The organism is Glutamicibacter sp. NPDC087344, assembly GCF_044744225.1.
In the GTDB taxonomy this organism is placed as follows: domain Bacteria; phylum Actinomycetota; class Actinomycetes; order Actinomycetales; family Micrococcaceae; genus Glutamicibacter.
The window spans coordinates 1-18,896 of sequence record NZ_JBIUXY010000004.1 but is presented as its reverse complement, the minus strand read 5'-3'; the positions used below and the strand labels follow the sequence as shown (position 1 = coordinate 18,896).

Annotated in this window: 19 protein-coding genes; 7 read left to right on the top strand and 12 right to left on the bottom strand. The window is 59.2% G+C overall.

Annotation, left to right across the window (positions count from 1 at the left end; genetic code table 11):
* Positions 1 to 82 precede the first annotated feature (82 nt).
* Genes aztD through aztB form a run of 4 tightly spaced genes read right to left on the bottom strand, consistent with a single transcriptional unit; the run spans position 83 to position 4,334 of the window.
* Positions 83 to 1,273, bottom strand: a complete 1,191-nt coding sequence (aztD, locus tag ACIOWL_RS07715) for a zinc metallochaperone AztD (RefSeq protein WP_400383293.1) — start codon at positions 1,271 to 1,273, stop codon at positions 83 to 85.
* A gap of 20 nt (positions 1,274 to 1,293) precedes the next feature.
* Complete coding sequence (gene aztC, locus ACIOWL_RS07710; RefSeq protein WP_400383291.1) at positions 1,294 to 2,229, bottom strand: zinc ABC transporter substrate-binding protein AztC; 936 nt, start codon at positions 2,227 to 2,229, stop codon at positions 1,294 to 1,296.
* Positions 2,226 to 3,464 (bottom strand): ABC transporter, encoded by a 1,239-nt coding sequence (locus ACIOWL_RS07705; protein ID WP_400383289.1) that lies wholly within the window; start codon positions 3,462 to 3,464, stop codon positions 2,226 to 2,228. The genes aztC and ACIOWL_RS07705 overlap by 4 nt, the downstream gene beginning before the upstream one ends.
* A 9-nt stretch (positions 3,465 to 3,473) precedes the next feature.
* A complete protein-coding gene (gene aztB / locus ACIOWL_RS07700; RefSeq protein WP_400383287.1) occupies positions 3,474 to 4,334 on the bottom strand; it encodes a zinc ABC transporter permease AztB in 861 nt (286 codons plus the stop codon).
* 52 nt (positions 4,335 to 4,386) lie between these two features.
* Between aztB and ACIOWL_RS07695 the strand changes: the two genes are divergently transcribed.
* From ACIOWL_RS07695 to ACIOWL_RS07685, 3 genes are all read left to right on the top strand, one after another.
* Positions 4,387 to 5,049 (top strand): metal ABC transporter ATP-binding protein, encoded by a 663-nt coding sequence (locus tag ACIOWL_RS07695; protein ID WP_400383285.1) that lies wholly within the window; start codon positions 4,387 to 4,389, stop codon positions 5,047 to 5,049.
* Positions 5,050 to 5,272: 223 nt separating this feature from the next.
* Positions 5,273 to 6,442, top strand: a complete 1,170-nt coding sequence (locus ACIOWL_RS07690; protein ID WP_400383284.1) for an MFS transporter — start codon at positions 5,273 to 5,275, stop codon at positions 6,440 to 6,442.
* Between the two features lie 124 nt (positions 6,443 to 6,566).
* Positions 6,567 to 6,986, top strand: a complete 420-nt coding sequence (locus ACIOWL_RS07685; RefSeq protein ID WP_400383283.1) for a hypothetical protein — start codon at positions 6,567 to 6,569, stop codon at positions 6,984 to 6,986.
* Between the two features lie 118 nt (positions 6,987 to 7,104).
* Here ACIOWL_RS07685 and ACIOWL_RS07680 read toward each other — a convergent pair whose 3' ends face one another.
* The 5 genes from ACIOWL_RS07680 to ACIOWL_RS07660 form a co-directional block, all read right to left on the bottom strand.
* Positions 7,105 to 7,662 carry a YceI family protein gene (locus tag ACIOWL_RS07680; protein ID WP_400383282.1) on the bottom strand — a complete coding sequence of 186 codons (558 nt, stop codon included), beginning with the start codon at positions 7,660 to 7,662 and terminating at the stop codon, positions 7,105 to 7,107.
* A 371-nt stretch (positions 7,663 to 8,033) separates the two neighbouring features.
* Positions 8,034 to 9,011 carry a glycine betaine ABC transporter substrate-binding protein gene (locus ACIOWL_RS07675; protein ID WP_400383281.1) on the bottom strand — a complete coding sequence of 326 codons (978 nt, stop codon included), beginning with the start codon at positions 9,009 to 9,011 and terminating at the stop codon, positions 8,034 to 8,036.
* The gene (locus ACIOWL_RS07670; RefSeq protein ID WP_400383280.1) at positions 9,008 to 9,736 is read right to left on the bottom strand and encodes an ABC transporter permease; all 729 of its coding nucleotides are present in this window, start codon (positions 9,734 to 9,736) and stop codon (positions 9,008 to 9,010) included. The genes ACIOWL_RS07675 and ACIOWL_RS07670 overlap by 4 nt, the downstream gene beginning before the upstream one ends.
* On the bottom strand, positions 9,733 to 10,935 hold the full coding sequence (locus tag ACIOWL_RS07665; protein WP_400384228.1) for an ABC transporter ATP-binding protein: 1,203 nt from the start codon (positions 10,933 to 10,935) through the stop codon (positions 9,733 to 9,735). Before ACIOWL_RS07665 ends, ACIOWL_RS07670 begins: the two co-directional genes overlap by 4 nt.
* A 55-nt stretch (positions 10,936 to 10,990) precedes the next feature.
* Positions 10,991 to 11,632 carry an ABC transporter permease gene (locus ACIOWL_RS07660; RefSeq protein ID WP_400383278.1) on the bottom strand — a complete coding sequence of 214 codons (642 nt, stop codon included), beginning with the start codon at positions 11,630 to 11,632 and terminating at the stop codon, positions 10,991 to 10,993.
* A 213-nt stretch (positions 11,633 to 11,845) separates the two neighbouring features.
* On the opposite strand from ACIOWL_RS07660, the gene ACIOWL_RS07655 reads away from it, so the two are divergent.
* The 3 genes from ACIOWL_RS07655 (at position 11,846) to ykgO (ending at position 14,016) form a co-directional block, all read left to right on the top strand.
* Entirely contained in the window at positions 11,846 to 12,703 is an 858-nt protein-coding gene (locus tag ACIOWL_RS07655; RefSeq protein WP_400383277.1) for a fumarylacetoacetate hydrolase family protein, read from the top strand.
* A gap of 108 nt (positions 12,704 to 12,811) precedes the next feature.
* Positions 12,812 to 13,897, top strand: a complete 1,086-nt coding sequence (locus tag ACIOWL_RS07650) for a GTP-binding protein (protein ID WP_400383276.1) — start codon at positions 12,812 to 12,814, stop codon at positions 13,895 to 13,897.
* Positions 13,894 to 14,016, top strand: a complete 123-nt coding sequence (gene ykgO / locus ACIOWL_RS07645; RefSeq protein WP_400383275.1) for a type B 50S ribosomal protein L36 — start codon at positions 13,894 to 13,896, stop codon at positions 14,014 to 14,016. The genes ACIOWL_RS07650 and ykgO overlap by 4 nt, the downstream gene beginning before the upstream one ends.
* A gap of 107 nt (positions 14,017 to 14,123) precedes the next feature.
* On the opposite strand, the gene ACIOWL_RS07640 is transcribed toward ykgO, so the two are convergent.
* Both ACIOWL_RS07640 and ACIOWL_RS07635 read right to left on the bottom strand, forming a co-directional pair.
* Positions 14,124 to 15,257 carry an FAD-dependent monooxygenase gene (locus tag ACIOWL_RS07640; protein ID WP_400383273.1) on the bottom strand — a complete coding sequence of 378 codons (1,134 nt, stop codon included), beginning with the start codon at positions 15,255 to 15,257 and terminating at the stop codon, positions 14,124 to 14,126.
* A 105-nt stretch (positions 15,258 to 15,362) separates the two neighbouring features.
* Positions 15,363 to 16,208 (bottom strand): HpcH/HpaI aldolase/citrate lyase family protein, encoded by an 846-nt coding sequence (locus ACIOWL_RS07635; protein ID WP_400383272.1) that lies wholly within the window; start codon positions 16,206 to 16,208, stop codon positions 15,363 to 15,365.
* Positions 16,209 to 16,412: 204 nt separating this feature from the next.
* Between ACIOWL_RS07635 and ACIOWL_RS07630 the strand changes: the two genes are divergently transcribed.
* On the top strand, positions 16,413 to 17,891 hold the full coding sequence (locus tag ACIOWL_RS07630; RefSeq protein ID WP_400383270.1) for an amino acid permease: 1,479 nt from the start codon (positions 16,413 to 16,415) through the stop codon (positions 17,889 to 17,891).
* A gap of 136 nt (positions 17,892 to 18,027) precedes the next feature.
* On the opposite strand, the gene ACIOWL_RS07625 is transcribed toward ACIOWL_RS07630, so the two are convergent.
* Positions 18,028 to 18,729, bottom strand: a complete 702-nt coding sequence (locus tag ACIOWL_RS07625; protein WP_400383268.1) for a YceI family protein — start codon at positions 18,727 to 18,729, stop codon at positions 18,028 to 18,030.
* Between the last annotated feature and the right edge of the window lie 167 nt (positions 18,730 to 18,896).

Genomic DNA, 18,896 nt, shown 5'->3' with positions numbered 1-18,896 from the left:
CTTTTGCGGGGTTCCTGGTTGTTATGGATTCCACGCTTGCTGAAGTGATTTTAGGGCTTGCCGACCAGAGCGATCCGGCAGGTTAGCCCAGTGCCACAGCCATCTCGTTTGGCTCGGTCTTCAACTCGACACTGGCAGTCTGCTTGCCGGTTTCCAGGTCCACGGCAAGGACCCGCTTGGTGGCTGGGTCGGCAATGTAGGCGGTCGAGCCGTTCACCGTCATCGCCGGGTGAGGCTCCTGCCAATCCTTGGGGCCCTCCCACGCCTCAATCACCGGGTAGCTATCGGTCAGCTTGCCGGTAGCCGGGTCCAGCACGTGGATCGAACCGTCGGTTCCCAGGATGTAGGCGTTCTCCCCCGGGCCACGCACCACACCGCGCCAGGTGTATTCAACACCGGCTGGCAGCTGCATCACTTGGTACTTGTGGGCTTCGGTATCCAGCAGGGTGACTGCCTTGAGCAGGTAGCCTTCGTCATCCGGGTCGTTTTTGTAGTCTCCCACCACCCACGAGCTGTTTTCAGACACGTAGGCGTTGCCCATCCGTCCGTAGTCGTCCGGGGCGGTGAACTTCTCAAAGTGTCCGTCGTGGTACAGCAAGATGCCGTCCTCGCAGCCAAAAACTACCGACTCATGCGCCGCGGTTCCTTCACCGTGGACTCCTGGGCATTCGTCGCTGATGGCCAGCTGTTTCCCGTCCGCGTCCAGCGCCTTGGCTCCGCTGCGTGATTCAGAGGTTCCCACGGTGGTCAGCAGGGTTCCATCCTCAAGCTTGACCGAAACACCATGGTGCGCGGCTTCTCCCTTGATTACCTGCGTGGCTGGCAGTTCATCGCCGCTGGTAGCCAGGGCGGATGATTCGAAAATGGTGGTGTCTCCGGTGCCGTCATCAAAAAGCACGGTATTACCGGCATGGCGGACCACGTGCCCTGGCGTGGTGGCGCTGAAAGTGATGGGGCGCAGCTGGCCCTGTTCAGTGTCCAGGACTTGGAAGCCCTGCGAGGTGGTGACCATGACGTTTCGCCCGTCGCCGGCGGCGTTGAGCCGGGTGAATTCTTCGGCGCTGAATTCAGAACGGATCGACAGGTCCGTTCCGTCCAGGACAGCGATCCCGTTGGCATAAGACACGGCCAGCGGCGCGGCCTTCGCTGCGGCTTCGGCCGTTGTCGGGTTGGTTTCCTCTCCGGTTGCCGCGGCAGTGCAGCCGGTGGCTGTCAGTGCCAGCACCGCTGCCGTTGCCAGCAGGGGGAATCGGTACGTTGATGATTTTTTCATTGTTCCTTCCGGATGGAGGCTCAATTGCTGAGCCCGTCGGTGATTCGTTGCGCGTTGGTGCGCATCATTTCTAGGTACGTCCCGGCTCCCTGTCCTGGTTCGGACAGGGATTCGGTGAAGAGCGTTTGCACACTCACTTGGGTTCCGGCTTCCGAGGCGAGAGCCTGAATGAGTTTTTCGGGCTGCGAGGTCTCGGCGAAAATGGCCCGCACCCCACTGGATTCAATGGCGTCGGTGAGCTCGCGCAGGTCGGCGGCGCTGGGTGAAGCCAGGGTGCTTCCGCCTGGGATGACCGCTCCGATCAATCGGAAATCATATCGATCCGCCAGGTATCCGAATACGTGATGGTTGGTCACCAGAGCGCGTTTTTGCTCATCGATCTGCGCAAAATCTTCGGCGAGCGCCAAGTCCAGCGCGGTGAGTTCGCCGCGGTACTCCGTCACTGATTGCTGGAGCAGTTCGCTGTTGATTCCCGGCAGGTTTTCCAGCTCTTGGCCTAGGGCCTGGACCACCTGGTCCATGCGTTGCGGGTCGGTCCAGAAGTGCGGGTCTGCCCCTTGGTGGTCTGCCTGGGCCGCGTAGTCCAGCGGCTCAAGGTGATCCATTGCTTCGAATAGTGTGGTGTCCGCGGCGTTGGCTTGCTCCAGGTTGGTGGCAAGTCCTTCTTCCAGGCCGGCCCCGTTGCTGACAATCAGGTCGGCCTGTTGCATCTTTGCGGCCTGCTGGGCGGAAATCCCGAATGAATGCGGGTCGGCGTTGGCTTGCATCAGCACGGTGACTTCCGCTTGGTCACCGGCAATCTGAGTCACCACATCTCCCAGGATGTTAGTGGTCACCACAATCTGTGCCTGGTCGGCCTGGGCCGGGCCCGCACAGCCGGCCAGAACCAGCAACCCGGCCGCGCAGGAGGCGATCAGCTGCACAACCCGCGGAGTTTTATGTTTTTTGGTGCTCATCGTCCGACCTCCTGAACATGCTCAGGGGTGGTGGCTGGGGTCAGCGTCCGTGAAATCCGGGCTTCATCAGCGAAATCAATTTCGTACACGACACCCGACTCCGGGGCGCTGAGATAGGCACGTTCGGCATCAATCATGAGCTGTCCGCCGGAGCCGCCCTCCAGTTCCGCGGTGGAGTAGTTGATTTGCGGGTCTTTGGTGCTCTGTACCAATACCCGGCCAGAATTATCCACAGCGACCACATGCCCGTCGGTATCACCCACGGCGCTGACCTGCTCTACTGCTGTTCCCTTGAAAACCTGGTCCCATTCGCGGGTGCGCACGTTCAATACCCATGCGCCGTCCTTGGTGTCGGCCATGGCGACGGCCGGGCGTCCCTTGCGCTGGTTGAATTGCACCGGGTCATCACCCAGCTGGGCTTGGTCCGGGTAGTCGATCAGCGCAAGCTCCGGGTTTTCCCCGTCCCAGGTGGCGAGCAACGCCCCTTCGGTACAGCCAATGACGGTCCCTGCCGCGGTGGTGGTCCCGGCCCCGGGATTGCTGCAGGTTGTTTCGGTTCCGGGAAGGGATGTGCCATCGGCGTTGTAGTAGCTGAGCGTTCCGGGTTTTCCGGACTCGCCCTGGGCGCTGACCAGTGCGCCATCTCCGAGCGGAACGATACCCCCCTGCTTGGCTCCAACCTCAAGACGGAAGGTTTCGGAGATTTCTCCGCGGGCCAACGCTTCGTTATCCAACAGCACGGCTGCCCCGTCTGTCGGGAAATACACCCCGGTGTGGCCTGCCGTGGACAGCGCCGGATAAGAAACCTTTGCCGGCCCGGCATCGGTCATGGTGCCGATCAGCTGGGGTTCTGCCTTGTAGTAGTGGAAGTGGTCTTCGTGGTCCCAGCTCCACAGTCCGCTGTCCAGGATTTGCAGCCCTTGTGCGGTTTCCGCGAATACGTAACGCCCGTCAGATGAGGTGCTTTTAACCTCGCCGAGCTCCATGAGCTCCGTTGTTTCTTCCGTGAGCAGATCCAGCAGGCCGGCGTTGCCTTGCTGGTCGATGGACAGCAGGTGCAGCGGCGCTTCGGCGACCTGTTGCGCCCCTGCGATTTCTCCGTGTCCGGCCGGCTGTTCCCCCGACGGTGCCGGCGAGGTTGACGTCGGTGTGGCGGCATCTTGCGCGGTACTTGTGGCGGCGCAGGAGGTTAACCCCAAACTCAAGGTGAGGATTGCGATGAGTGGTTTTTTCACGTGAACTTTCTATGACTGAACGGTTGAGACGGAGTGCTGAGCAGATTCCAGCGCGGGACGGGACCGGTTGGTCAGCGCCCGTAGGGCGTGTGATAAACCTGCGCCGAGGATCGCGATAGCTGAGATTGACGCTCCGGCCGCGGTGCCAAGATGCCAGGAAATAGTCAGTCCAATCACCACGGAGAGGATTCCGCACAGGGCGGCGAGGAACATCAAATGTCCAATGCGGACAACCCAGGGACGGGCGGCCATCACCGGGGCGAGCAATAACCCGATCACCAGCAGCGTGCCAACGGCTTGGAATGAGGCAAGCACCGCCAGGCTGACCAGGGCCACCAGCATCTGCTGTGCCAGCGCCGGGCGCAGGCCCAAGGTGGCGGCGATGCGGGTATCAAAGGCAACGGCGACAAATGCGCGGTGGAAACCCACGGCGATGGCCAGCGTCAAAAGCAGTGCGACAACCAGAACCCATAGGTCTGAGACGCCCACACCCAAGATGTCGCCGAAGAGCATGGCGGTCGCGTCGGTGGCGAAACTCCGGGAGTGGGACACGATGATCACCCCCAAGGACAACATTCCGGTGAACACCAACCCGATGCTGGTGTCATATCCCAGGCTGCCCCGACGCTGCAGCGCACCGAGAATCAGCGACATGGCCACGGCGCTCACTCCGGCGCCTACCAGCAGCGGAAGTCCCAACAGTCCGGCCAGCGCCACTCCGGGGAGCATGCCGTGCCCCATGGCTTCGCCGAGGAACGCCATCCCCCGGATGACGACCCAGGTTCCGGCAATGGCACAAATGACGGCGACCAGGCTGCCGCCGAGCAGGGCGCGCAGCATGAAGTCTGTGGTGAAGGGTTCGATAAGCACGAGAAGCACACTATCGTTAATAGGAATCATTATCAATTGATAGGATGGGGGCATGTCTCAATCACTTCCCAAACTCACCGCATCCCACCTGGCCTTCAGCTACGGCGACCGCGCCATCCTCACCGACCTCAGCGTGAAGCTGCACCCCGGGGAGCTCACCGCCATCATCGGCCCCAATGGCTCGGGAAAATCAACACTTTTGGGCCTGCTGGCTGGCTACCTCAAGCCAACCGCGGGCACCCTGGTTCGCTCCGGAACAACAGCGCTTGTACTGCAGCGCCCCAATCCCGCTCCAGGCCTGCTCTTGAGCGCTCGCGATGCGGTGGCCATGGGCTTATGGGGACTTCCCACGCCTCGACGTGAAGCAAACCGCCGAATCACCGAGGCGCTATCCCGGGTCGACCTGCTAGAGAAGGCCCGCAAACCATTTGCAAGCCTCTCCGGAGGCCAGCAACAGCGTGCGCTCCTGGCGCAGGCGCTGGTACGGCAGGCGGATATTTTGTTGCTGGACGAACCAACCACCGGAATCGACGTGCAAAATCAGCAGGTGCTCCAACGCCTGCTGAAAGAAGAAGCTCTGCGTGGAGCCGCTATCGGACTGGTGACCCACAACCCGCAGGCCGCGGCACAGGCCGACGCAGTACTCGATCTGTCGAGCTCAACACCTCAGCTTTGCCACCAGAGCGAGACCCTGAGAATGGATCAAGTGATCTAAACGAAGAGCAGGTCGAGTTTTTGTCGCAATCGACTTGTACAAAATTTCAGTACAGCTCGCGTGACTGAAGCTATGTTAAACATTCAGAAACAGTCAGGTGATCCTCAACTCCGCCTCTGACACAGAGAGCCATCGACCCGTGACATGCCGTCATCCATGGCGACTCTCCATATCCTTTCTGATTACATGGTCTATGGATCACTGCACCCAGGAGGAATAGCGCGTGGATAACGCTGAACCCATAGACTCAAAACCAGCACGGGTTCCGGACTCAGCGCTACGCTTCATCGGTTTCCTCTCGTTCTTCGACCGCTACGGCACCGCGCCGATGTTGTTGATCTTGGCCGCGAGTACCGCACTGTCCCTTGCCGAAGCGGTGGAACTTGTCGCCTTCTACGCGCTGTTCTATGCGGTGGGACAACCTATCTGGGGCTTGCTCAGCGACCGTTTCGGCCGCTTGACCGTGCTGCGTTGCGCCCTGGTGGGCGCGATTCTCGGTGCACTCGCCAGCGTTTTGTTCGCCAGCTACCTGCCGTTGCTGGTGGCTCGCTCCTTCACCGGGCTGATGTTCGGTGCCCTGTACCCCACGTTATTAACCCTGCTTGGAGATACCCGTCAGGGCATTGAGCGCGCTCGCGGCCTGTCCGACCTGCAGATCTATTCATCCTTGGGAACCACGCTGGCCACCTTGGCAGCCGGACTACTGGCCACCTACCTTGATTGGCGTGTGGTGTTCCTGCTTCCCGCCGTGGGTTCCGTGGCAGCATTATTCTCACTGCGACAGTTGCAGGAGGCCCCACGTGGCCGCAGTGGAACAAATTTTCGGGCTGCCCTGCGACCCATGAATCTGGCGCTCTATGCGATTGTTTTTGTCGAGGGTGCATTGCTCATGGGCCTACTGACCTATGTGGTGCCAGCCCTTCAGCAATCAGGGGTGAGCGTTGGCCTCTCCGGCGTTTTGGGCTGCGCCTTCGCCCTGGGTGTCATTCTTGGTGCTCGGCTCATGCGCCGCTTGGTCACCAGATTCACCCGAACGTGGCTGATCGGCATTGGAGCTGCCGCACTCAGCGTTGGCTTCCTTCCCTCAGCCTTTGCGCCCTCGCCCATTTCCTACACGCTCACCGCCTTTGCACTTGGTGCGGCGAACGCCATCATGCATTCCTCCATGCAGGGCTGGGCCACGGACATTGCGCCCGAAGCTCGCGCCACCACGGTGTCGCTTTTTGTTTTTTCGCTGTTCCTCGGTGCTTCGGCAGCCACCTATCTCACCGCTGATTTGGCCGAGCAATCGCAGTATGCGCAGATTTTTGCGTATGGATTATGGCTGAGCCTGATACTGGCAGTTGTTGCCACCACCACCCACCGTCTTTGGCGCAAACGAAATCCGGCCTAACCTCAGCAAATAGACGGCACCCGAAGCGAATTGATACAAAACTTTGCGCGTCATTTCCCCCGAATGTAACGGAAAGTTGCTTGAATGGAATTAATCATCCGCAAATCACGAGAGGAGCCGTCTGATGACGACCCCGAGCAACGAGCCAAACAACCCCTACACCTCGGGCAGCTACGGCTCCGGGCCAGGTAGCGCCGGTCAGCAGCCATATCAGCCACCGCAGTACCAAGGCCAGAATCAGCAGCAGTTCGGCAATCAGCCAGGATACGGTTACCCGATGGTCAACCCCGAAGGTGCCCAGCTGGCCCAGACCTCGATGGTTCTTGGGATCCTCTCCCTCTTTTTTGTCGGGCTCATCCTGGGGCCCATCGCGATCGTGAAGGCCAACAAGGCTGAGCGTGAATTCAACACTTCCGCCACCGTCGGAAAAGTTACCGGCTGGATCGGTACGATCCTCAGCGGCATCACATTCCTGTTTTTTGTTCTTTTCATCATCTTGGGAATCTTTGGCGCCACGGCATCCTCGACCGGGTTTGGCTACTAATCCAGGCGGTCTCCACTAACGCTTTAACAAGAAAACCTCCGAACCGTAACAATAACGGTTCGGAGGTTTTCTTGGTATCGGCCCTCTGCCGCCTTCCCCAAGGCGGTTGTCGGGAAATCTATTCTGCGGTTGGCAGGACGAACGAGGCGTCGATCTCGATCTTTACCTTGTCGCTGACCAGTACACCGCCGGCTTCCAGTGCGGCATTCCAGGTGATGCCGAATTCCTTGCGGGAGATGGTGGTCGAAGCGAAGAAACCTACGCGGGTTGCACCGAATGCGTCTACTGCCTGGCCACCCAGCTCGGTCTCCAGCTCAACCTGCTGGGTCACGCCACGGATGGTCAGGTCGCCAACAACAACAAACTCTCCTGCATCGCCCTTGGTTCCGGTGGACTTGAAGGTCATGGTTGGGAACTGCTCTGCATCGAAGAAGTCGGCGCTCTTCAGGTGGCCATCGCGGTTTGCATCCTTGGTGGAAACCGAAGCGATCTGGATGGTGGCCTCAACCGAAGAATCAGCCAGGCTCTCACCGGTGGTCAGGGTTGCATCGAACTCGGTGAAGCTGCCGCGGACCTTGGAGATGCCTGCGTGGCGGACCGAGAATCCGATCTCGGAGTGCGAAGGATCCAGGTTCCAGGTACCGGCGGTCAGTGGCGAAGTTGCAGCTACAGTCATGATGTTGTCCTTTCGTGAGCATCCAACGAATTAGTTGATGCTTCAATTTGTTTCGTTGATATCAGTATTGCATCAATCAAGTTGAACCGTCAACCACTTTTGCGTGAAATTTCCTCAAACTCCGTCAAATACGGCAAAAATCAACACCTGACTTGCGCTTTTATGCACCAAAAATATTTCAACATGTTTGCTCTCACCATCGAGTTTCGTGATTCACCGGCGGCAGCGTACCCGGCAACCCGGTCCCACGACCTAATCTAGCCATCCGAGGCCCTCATGGCTAGACCTGAAATCCGAGCCAAAAAAGAGGGGCGTCCCGGTCGCAGTTAGTTCCCGGAACGCACCTCTTTGATGGTGTTGGCTATTGACGCCTAAGGACTGGTCACCAAACCTTGGTCCACCATCCATTCAAATGCCACATCTGAAGGTTCACGACCAACAACATCCACTTGGTAGTTCATGTCCATCAAGGCCTCATCGGTTAGCAATGGAGCAATCTGCGCCATGATTTCCTGAGCCTGAGGATATTCGCGGATGAACTCGCCATTAAACGCAGGCGCCGCGTTGTAGCTCGGGAAGTAATCCAGATCGTCTTCCAGGACGGTCAAATCCAGCGCCTTGATGCGTCCGTCCGTGGTGAAAACTTCACCGAGATTGCATGCGCCGTCCGCGGTTGCCTGATAGATGGCACCGACGTCGTAGAGCCCAATGTTGTCTTCTGAGACACCCTTGCCCCGGTCGATGCCGTAATGGGTCAGCATCGGGGTCAACCCATCGCGACGGGAGTTGAACTCCGGGTCAACGCAGAAGGTGAGGTCCGACTTGTCCAGCTCCTTGAGCTGCGAGAGTTTGGTGATACCCAACCGGTCTGCATTTTCTCGGTTCATCGCCAACGCGTAGGTGTTATTCAGCGGGGCAGGATCTCCCCACACAATGTCGTTGGCAACATCCTCATCATGCACGGCCTGCCATTGCTCATCAGCACCGGAGACGGGCTCTTCATGGCCTAGGTAGGTCAGCCATGCGGTCCCGGTGTACTCCCACAAGGCGTTGGCATCTCCAGAGAGCAGGAGCTGGCGAGCAGGCTGGGACCCGGGAACGTTGGTCAAATCAGTGACATCGAATCCCGCAGTCTCCAAGGCGATCACAGCGATCTTGCCGAGCAGCAGCTGCTCGGTGAATGACTTGGATGTGACCGTAGCCGTTGCCCCGTCGGGCAGATCCTTAATGGGCTGGATACTTCCAGGTGCCGCGTCTGGCACGGTACCCGTTGATGGGCTGAGCCCGCAACCGGTTAAACCAATCAGCGCGGCGAAGGACAAAACAAGAAGTTTTGATGATTTTTTCATGACAGTCCCTTCGGTCGGGCAAGCTGTTCAACGAGTCGGCCGACCCAGTCAACGGTCAAGGCCAACAAGGCGACCAACAGCGACCCGGCAATCAGGACCACATTCAGGTTGAGGTTCACCCCGGTGGTGATCAGGATTCCCAGTCCGCCACCGTTGATAAATGTCGCCAGCGTTGCGGTTCCCACCAGCAGCACCAAAGCGGTGCGAATACCAGAGAGCATCACTGGCACGGCCAACGGCAATTCGACTTTAAACAAGACTGCCAGTTGGCTCATGCCGATACCGCGTCCAGCTTCAACCAGGCGTTGATCAACCTGTTGCAGGCCGACGATGGTATTTGAAAGCACCGGCAAGATCGCATAGATCACCAGCGAAACCACTGCGGTGCGCGCACCGAATCCCAGCCAGAAGGCCAGCAGCACAATGACACCGATAGCCGGAGCGGCCTGGCCAAAGTTGGCGATTGCGCGAACCACCGGGGCGGCCTTGCGCAAGGACGGGCGGGTCAGCAAGATCCCCAACGGGATAGCAATCAGCAACACAATCACTGCGGCAATCAGCGTGATCTGCAGATGCTCCAATGTGTATTTCCCGATGGTTCCCGGATCCAGCGTCTGGCGTTCGGTATCGGTCAGGTTCGCCGTCACGAGCCAGATCACCAACACCGCAAACGCCGCCGCGATCCCAGCGAGCTGATAAATCAGCCCCTTGGTCTCTTTGCTCATGCTTTGTCACCACCGGACTCGGCGGGATCAAGCTCGATGTTCACCACGTTGATGGCACCGGAGTTCAGGCCAACCGGAGCCTCATGCCCGGAATCCATCGCGGCATTGGCCGCGGCAATGGCTTCCATGACCGTCTGCACCGTGATGATTCCCTTAAAGACGTCACGTCGCCCGGTCACCAGCGCGTACTCTGCGCTGGCCACCAGCATGGTGTCCAAGGCGTCGTTCAGTGTCGCCTGTTCGCCGACTACCGGCAGGTTCTGATCATAGGTACCGTCAATGATCTCCGCACGCGACAGCTGCCGCCGGTCCAACCGGCGCAGCGGACGACCGCGCGAATCCAGGACCACCGCAAGCTTCCGGCCGGTACCCTGCAACTGCGAGAGGACATCCGAGGCCTTTTTACCCGGTGTTGTTGTCAGGGCATCCACCAGTTCGACCTCGTTCACCCGGGTCAGCGTGAGCTGCTTGAGCCCGGCGCCGGAGCCGATGAAGTTTTCGACGAACTCGCTGGCGGGGTTGGCCAGGATCCGCTCGGGTGAATCGTATTGCTCAAGCTGGGCGCCCTCGTTGAAGATGGCAATCCAGTCCCCCAGCTTCACTGCTTCATCAAAGTCGTGGGTGACGCAGACGATGGTTTTCTGCACCTCTGACTGGATGTTCAGAAGTTCATCCTGCAGGCGCTGGCGGGTGATTGGATCCACCGCGCCAAAGGGTTCGTCCATGAGCAGCACCGGAGGATCCGCGGCCAATGCCCTGGCCACGCCGACACGCTGCTGCTGGCCTCCGGAGAGCTCCTTGGGGAAACGATCCCGGTACAGCTCCGGGTCCAGTGAGACGAGCTCAAGCAGTTCGTCTACGCGGGCGGCGATCTTGGATTTGTCCCAACCAAGCATCTTGGGCACCATCGCGATGTTGGCCGCCACAGTCATATGCGGGAACAGCCCGCCGGCCTGGATCACGTAGCCGATGCGGCGGCGCAGTTCATCGCCGTTCATGGTGGTGACATCTTCACCGTTGATCACGATTTTCCCGCTGGTCGGTTCGATCAGGCGGTTGATCATTTTCAGGGTGGTGGTTTTGCCGCAGCCAGAAGGGCCGACAAACATCACGATTGACCCGGCAGGGATTTCCAGGGTCAGCCCGCCGACGGCAGACTTCTTCTGACCAACATAGGTCTTGGTTACTTCTTCAAGCATGATGGAAGCACCGGAGATGTTGTTTTCCGATGCGGCGAGTGCGGAATTTTTTGAATCAGACACGGATACCTCGCGGGGTAGTCAGTCGGCCAATGCCGAGCAAGATCAGATCAAGAATGAGTGCCAGGATTACGACGCCGACAACTCCGACGACCACTGACTCAAGCGAATTGGCGCCGCCAAGCCGCGACAGTCCGGAGAAAATGAAACCGCCGAGCCCCGGGCCCAGCGCGTAGGAAACCACTGCGGCTACACCCATCACCATTTGAGCGGAGATGCGCACCCCGGTGAGGATGATTGGCCAGGCAATGGGAATTTCAACTGAAAAAAGAGTTTTGAACCGCCCCATTCCAATCCCGCGAGCGGATTCGACGATGGTTGGTTCAATGTTGTTCAGACCCACAATCGCGTTGCGCAAGATGGGCAGGGTGGCGAAAAAGGTCACTACGATGACCGCCGGCGTCACGCCGAAACCGAGAGGCACAATCAACAATCCGATGAGGGCAAAGGATGGAATTGTCAGACCGATGGCGCTGATGCCGTTGGCGATTCCGGCAAGGGTTTTATTGCGATACACCAGCACGGCGATCAACACAGCGATAATTGTCGCCAGAACTAGGCACTGCGCTACAAGCGAGAAGTGCTGCCAGGAGGCGAAAAATATTTGGCGATTGCGCTCGCCAACAAAATCTCCCACATTAAAACCTACTTCACTTTAGTTACGTATCAAGTCGTTAGTTCCGGGGCCAGAGCCCCCAATTTCACTCTAAGTTTATCGCCATCCGGCTGGCATGGCTAATGAGGTTGCCCAAAACGGCTGTTTGACTAGTATGTATTTACGCTTATTTTCAACCATTTTTTTCATTGAAAAGAGCGTGCACCGCAGGCCCAAATGTAGTGAGATAGAAGCATGAAACTAGCTACCCTCCGCCTAGCCAGCGAACCAGGCCACACCACCGCCGCCGTCATCGAAGATGGCCGGGTCTACTACCTGGAAAATCTGGATTCGGTTCAACGGTTTTTACGTCTCAGCGATGAGCTCCAACAAGAGGTGATCGCAAGGGCCTTGGTTGGAGATTCCATCGCGGAGGGTGAAGCAAACTACGCTCCGGTCACCCCCAATCCCAGCAAGGTGTACTGCATTGGACTGAATTACAGGGCGCACGCGGCCGAGGTAGGCCAGGAACCGCCGCAGTATCCGTCGGTCTTCGCAAAATTCGCCTCCACCTTGTGCGGCGCAAACGACAACATTGAGGTTCCACCGGAAGACCACCGCTTGGACTACGAAGCGGAATTGGCGATTATCATCGGCAAACCCGGTCGACGCATCTCAGTTGATGAAGCAGAAAACCACATTGCCGGCTACGCGGTCAGCAGCGACGTGTCACTGCGCGGCTACCAGGGCCGCACCTCGGAATGGCTCCAGGGCAAGGTGTGGGACCACACGACCCCGCTGGGCCCATGGCTGGTCACCGCGGATGAACTGAAGCCCAATGCGCGGATCACCAGTGTTGTCAACGGGGAAACCGTGCAGGACAGCACCATCGACGACCTGATTTTCTCCGCAAAAGAATTAGTCTCCTATCTCTCCGCCATGAACGAGCTGCAGCCTGGGGATGTCATTCTTACCGGAACCCCCGCCGGAGTCGCCCTGGGCCGGCGCAACGACAAGGGCCGCCACCCATGGCTCAAGGACGGAGACGTCCTGGAAACCAGCATTGAAGGCCTAGGCACCTCGCGCGTGATTGTGCGAAACCCCAGCGCGTAAGGATTCCGCATGCCCGCTTGGTTCCACCAACAGGTGGACCCAAGCGGGTTTTTCATACCTGGAATACATTCTTGCTAATGAGAATCATTCGCATGTAAAGTCTGTGGTGTGAACCTTGTAATCCTTACCTCGCTCGAAGCCTCCTGCCGTGATGCCGGACTGCGCCACCTGCAAAAACATCACGCCGAGGCGATTGTCATCTGTTATGACTACCTGGAAGGCCACCGCATCCTGCGCCACGTCGGCGGTACGGCCGCCGCTGAACGCGCCGAGTCGACACTTGAGCATGGCTGCCTCGGGTGCGCCACCAAGTTCGAGATCCTCCCGACGGTTTTGCGCTTGGCTCCGCGGGACACCGAGCGCACCGTCCTGCTTGCCTTGCCTCCAACCTGGCACAGCAATACGGTTCTGGACATCATGATTCCGCACCTGGCCAGCGCCGGCCACCAGGTATCCAGCGTTGCGCTGGCATTCGACCCGGCGAGCTTGGAAGACCAGATGTGGGACCGGCACACCCTCTGGGAGTCCGGTTTCAATGCAATCGAGGAGGACGCCAGAACTCCAGGCGAGTTCCTCCATTTCGAGGCATCACTGGTTGACACCTTGATCCCGGTCGAAGGCTTGAGTGCATCCCTGCTTGGCGAACAGGCAGTTGAACTGAGCCAAGGTTCACCGCAATACCTGCGCGGTGTGGAACTCTCAGGACAGATGGCACCCCACGCCACCTTGTGCGCCCACGACGGCGGAATGGGAACCTATCAGGTCCAAGCTTCCAAACATCGCGCGACTCCAGGTTATGTTCCCCAGCAAAGTAGCTTGTCAAAGCCTATATATGCACCTAAGCCCATATCTTTGAGTTTCAACCGGCCATTTCACGCACAGCGTTTCCGTGAGGCACTTCCGGAACTTGCGCAGTCCTGCACATACCTTCGGGGACGTTTATGGGTTGCCAGCGCCCCAGGGCACCAAATCGCGCTCAGCGGTGCCGGGCCACGTGTCTGGTTGGAATCGGCGGGGCGTTGGGAAAGCCGAACCGCCCAGACGTTGATCGTGGCGGTCGGCTCCGAGCACCAGCACGACGAGCTCAACGAGCTGCTGGCAAGCTGCCAACTATCTGACGCGGAGCTGCTGGGTTCGGTCGCTCCGGGCAACGACTTCTTCTCAGATATCGCCGAAGAAGGAGGTGAAAGGTGAAAGTACGTAATTCCTTACGCGCACTGAAGAAAATGCCAGGCGCCCAAGTGGTCCGTCGACGCGGGAAGGTTTTTGTCATCAACAAAAAGAACCCGCGGATGAAGGCTCGCCAAGGTTGATCCCCGAGCTGCGGTAGGTGCGTGGGCCGATTTCCTTGGAGCGCGCCTACCGTGCGGGCCACAGTTCACCCCGTCGAGCTGGCCAAACGCCGGGAATCATGAACTGGCTACTGCCCCGGTCGCGGCCACCGCTGCATCCGCTGGCTCAGTGTTCCCATGATGATTCCCGGCATCAGCCGCAATGCCGTATTTCGCAGTCCGACGGCCAGGGGATTGGACGCCTGCGCGAGGCGTCCGGCAGTCCGCGAACGGCGCATCAGCTCACTGGTCCGGCGTTGGCGCAGGGACTCATAACGAGCCAGCACACCGGGCACTTCCTTGGCGCCATTGCCCCGCAACAGCAGTACCAAGGTTGCGGCATCTTCCAGCGCCTGCCCTGCCCCCTGGCCCAAATTAGGGGTCATGGCATGAGCAGCATCCCCCAGCAGCACGGTGCGGCCGCGCGTCAGGGAGCTGACGGGTTTGGCGAGATCATAAATGTCATGGCGGAGCACCGCCTGCGCATCGGTGGCCTGCAGGCATTCCTGGATCGGATCATGCCACCCGGTAAATTCGCGGCATACCTGCTCGTGCTCATTTGCGGCGGTGATTCCCGGCGCGGTGCTGAGCGTGCCAAACCAATACACCCGGTCATCCGGTAGCGGGACAATGCCGAAAAGCTGTCCGTGTCCCCATGTCTCCCCGGCTTCGCCCCGAAGATCCACCGGGCGGTTGGTGACCCCACGCCAGGCGGTGTATCCGGCATAGTGAAGCCCCGGATCCAACCCGAGCAGGGTGCGGTTGCGGCTTCGAATGCCGTCAGCCACGATCACCAGATCAAAATCACTCATCGTTTCATCCACGCTCACACGCGGGGAACCATCCTGGGCAATCAGTGCCGACGCACCGAAGTGCAAAGATCCAGGGGCCAGGTGCGCGAGCAGCGTCTGGTGAAGCTCAACGCGGTGTACGCTGCGCAGGCCGGTCATCGACCCTTGCGGCACGGTGAGCAACCACTTGCCTGAGGGGTCTTGTTGCCCGGAGCGCATGGAGGCGATGGCGCCGCTGGAAATGCTTCTGACCGCTTCGCCAAGCCCCAGGACGTCCAGAGCGTCAAATGCGTTGCCAAAGAGTGTCAGCCCGGCGCCAATGGCACTGGGACTGGACTGCCGTTCAAAAACCGTCACCTCGTGGGCGTCGGCCTGCAGCCCGACCGCCACGGCCAGGCCGCCGATTCCGGCGCCAATCACGGCAATACGCATCTTGCGGCTCCTCATTCGCAGCCCTGAAGGGCGGACTGACGGTGCTAGCCCTGCCTGTTGCCCGCAAGGTCATTTTCCTCGCGGGCAACAGCCTGACAAGTCAGATTATGCGTTCCACAGCCCGTAGGAGTCGGCCAGGTCGGCGATCTTCTGTGCACGAGCCAAACGCGGAAGGTAGGAACCGTCGCCCACCGATGCCCCGGCAGCATGCGCTTCCAGCAGCTCCATGGCCCAGGACAGCTCATCTTCGCTCGGTGCCAGGCCGGCGTTGATGCCATCCACGTGATCGGGCGATAGCGAAAGCTTCCCGGTCATACCCATGGACGCAGTCACCAGGGTCTCCTCGGTCACCTTGGCTCCATCGGCACCAGCCGGAGGCGGGCCGTCAATGGCGCCGGGCAGTTTGCCCACGCGGGAAGCGACCACCAGCTTGCCACGGGCGTACGCCAGGGCCAACGGATCATCGGAGACACCGGTGTCCTTGCGGAAGTCGTTCACGCCGAAGGCCAGGCGGAAGGTTCCCGGAGCGGAGGCGATAGCCGTCGCGTTCTCGATGCCGACCGCGGATTCAATCAGCGCCAGCACCGGGGTACCTGCGCGCAAGCGCATCGCGGTGTAGGTGACCTGTTCCGGTTTTTCGGTCATGGCCAGCATGACACCACGCAGGCCCGGTGTTGCGGAGAGGGCGGCCAGGTCCTCACTCCAGTAGTCGGTGTCGATCCCATTCACACGTACCCAGGCGGTCATGCCGTTGGACAGTGCATGGACAACCTTGTCACGTGCTTCTGCCTTTTTGTCATCAGGCACTGCAGCTTCCATGTCGAAGATGACCGAGTCCGCTTCTGACGCTAGCGCCGGAGCGAAGTCTTCATCCTTGGCCGCATTGACCAAGAGCCACGAACGGGACAGTTTTGCCGGAAGAGCCGCTGCTCGACGATTTCGAAATGCCATATCTCTAGACTACTCATGTACACGCTTGTGCTTCCACCGGCGTGAACAGTATTAACGCCAATGTGAGAGAGGACTTTCACAGGGCTGTGACAGCAATTACATATTCATTTGCCAGTTACGGTAATGTCTCTAACTGGGCCGTCATGGCTCGCACCAGAGTCTGATCCTTTCCGTTGGGGAAGCACCGTATGAAAGGGGCAAAAAGTGGCACAAGAGTCCACTGAAGTCTCAAATAGTGGAGAACCGGAGCTCAAACGAGCCCTCTCCAATCGACATATCCAGTTGCTTGCCATCGGTGGCGCGATCGGCACCGGCCTATTCATGGGTTCAGGCAAAACCATTTCCGTCGCCGGCCCGTCGGTCATCCTGGTCTACATGGTCATCGGCTTCATGTTGTACTTCGTGATGCGCGCCATGGGCGAGCTGCTGCTCAGCCGCACCAATTACCGCAACTTCTCCGACTTTGCCGGAGATATCCTGGGCCCGTGGGCCGCCTTCTTCACCGGGTGGACCTACTGGTTCTGCTGGATCGTCACCGGCGTTGCCGACGTGATCGTGATTGCCTCGGTCTACGTCACCTACTGGCTGCCGCTGATCCCGGTCTGGATTCCAGCCCTGATCGTGATCATTGCACTGATCGCTCTGAACCTGCCGTCTGTGCGCGGTTTCGGTGAAACCGAGTTCTGGTTCGCACTGATCAAGATCGTTGCCATTGTGGTCCTGATTGTTGTCGGTCTGGTCTTGATCTTCACCGGGTTCGAACACGACGGTGCCAAGGCATCGTTCCTGAACCTGTTCAACGTGGGTACCGGCTTCTTCGGCGGCGGTGTGATGGGCTTCATCATGGGCTTCCAGATCGCCGTGTTCGCCTTTGTCGGCATCGAGTTGGTTGGTACCGCTGCCGCGGAGACCAAGAACCCGGAGCACAACCTTCCCAAGGCCGTCAACGCGATCCCGGTTCGTGTGCTGCTCTTCTACGTCGGCTCGCTGATCGTGCTGATGTCCGTGATTCCTTGGGACCGTTTCAGCCCAGATGAGTCGCCATTCGTGATGCTGTTCTCGCTGGCCGGTTTGGGCGCCGCGGCGCACCTGGTCAACGCGGTGGTGCTGACCTCCGCCATGTCCTCGGCCAACTCGGGCATCTACTCGACCTCCCGCATGGTCTTCGGCCTGGCTACGGACGGCAACGCTCCGCGTGCTTTCGCCCGTCTCACCGGCCGCCAGGTTCCGCGCAACGCGTTGTTCCTCACCGGTGTGGTGCTGCTCAGCTCGATTGTGCTGCTGGTCTTCGGCCTGGACAAGTCCACCGGCTTCTCGATTGTGACCACCATTTCCTCGCTGTGCTTCATGTTCGTCTGGACGATCATCCTGGTCAGCTACCTGGTCTACCGCAAGCGCCGTCCGCAGGCTCACGACAAGTCGATCTTCAAGATGCCAGGCGGCCTGGTCATGCCATGGATTGTGATGGCATTCTTCGCCTTCCTGCTGTGGGCCTTCACCCAAGATGCGGACACCCGCGCCGGGTTGATCGCGACCCCGATCTGGTTCATCCTGGTTGGCATTGGCTACCTTCTGCTTCGCAAGAACCCGCAGCACGTGAAGCTGCGCAAGGAACACGAAGCAATGGTTGCCCGTGAAAAGCAAGAGGCAACCGAGTACCTGGCAAACAAGTCCCGCGCCTAGTACTCACCGCAAAACCTGAAAGGTCCGCTGCAGCCATGCAGCGGACCTTTCAGGTTTTAATCCTCCGCCAAGCAATTGGCTTTGGTTTGGAGCAGGTGATCCGGGGCTTGCCCTGAGAACTCCCTGATTCGCAAAGCTACGAGCGCTCAAGATTCACGGAGAACTCAATCACTCCCTGATCTTCGACTTTGACGAAACCAAGGTCCGGAGCGTCGATGCCGAAGTCTGCAAAGGTCACCGGAATCTGGCCAACCGCTTGACCGCTCTCCCCGTCGATGACGGCTTCCAGTTCCAGAGTCACCGGCTGGGTAGTTCCGGCCAGGGTGAGTTCACCTTCCACGGGAACCGTGGTGTTGGCCCCTGATTCGCTGAGTGCCGCGATGTCCACCGAATCACCCAGGGTGAACGTGGCCGTGGGAAACTCACCCACGCTCATGGTGGTGTTGTGGAAGTAGTCATCCCGGCGACTTGAGTCGGTGGAGATTGATGCCACGTCCACCGTGATCTCTGCGTCGGTGAGGTTTTCATCCTCGATCGACAGCGTTCCGGAGACCTCTTCGGTGCGGCCGACAACGGTCACATCGGTCCCGTTGAGCACCTCGTCAACTCGGTAGCCGGCAAAGGAGCCGGAGCCGATGTCCCACTGCCCGTCAAGGTCAGCATCCGTTGCGCTCGAGGTTGCGCTGCTGGAAGGTTTTGTTTCAAGTGTTGGAGCCTGCTCGGCTTCCCCGACAATCAGGTCGCGGTAGATGACCGGACCGGCCGTGGCGGCGACGGCGCCAAGGACGATTACGCCAGCGAGTGACGAGCCGATAATGATCTTGGATTTCTTTTTCATGCTGCACTCCCTTGAAACTTCAACTTTCCGTTACCGAGACTAGAGAGCCGAAATTTGTATCAGCTGAGTCGATCCTAGTAGCACTTTGTTAGGTTATTGCTGGAAGGTCTTTTAATCTCTACACAAGTCTGTTAATTTTGGGTCATGAACGATGAACAGATCGAGGC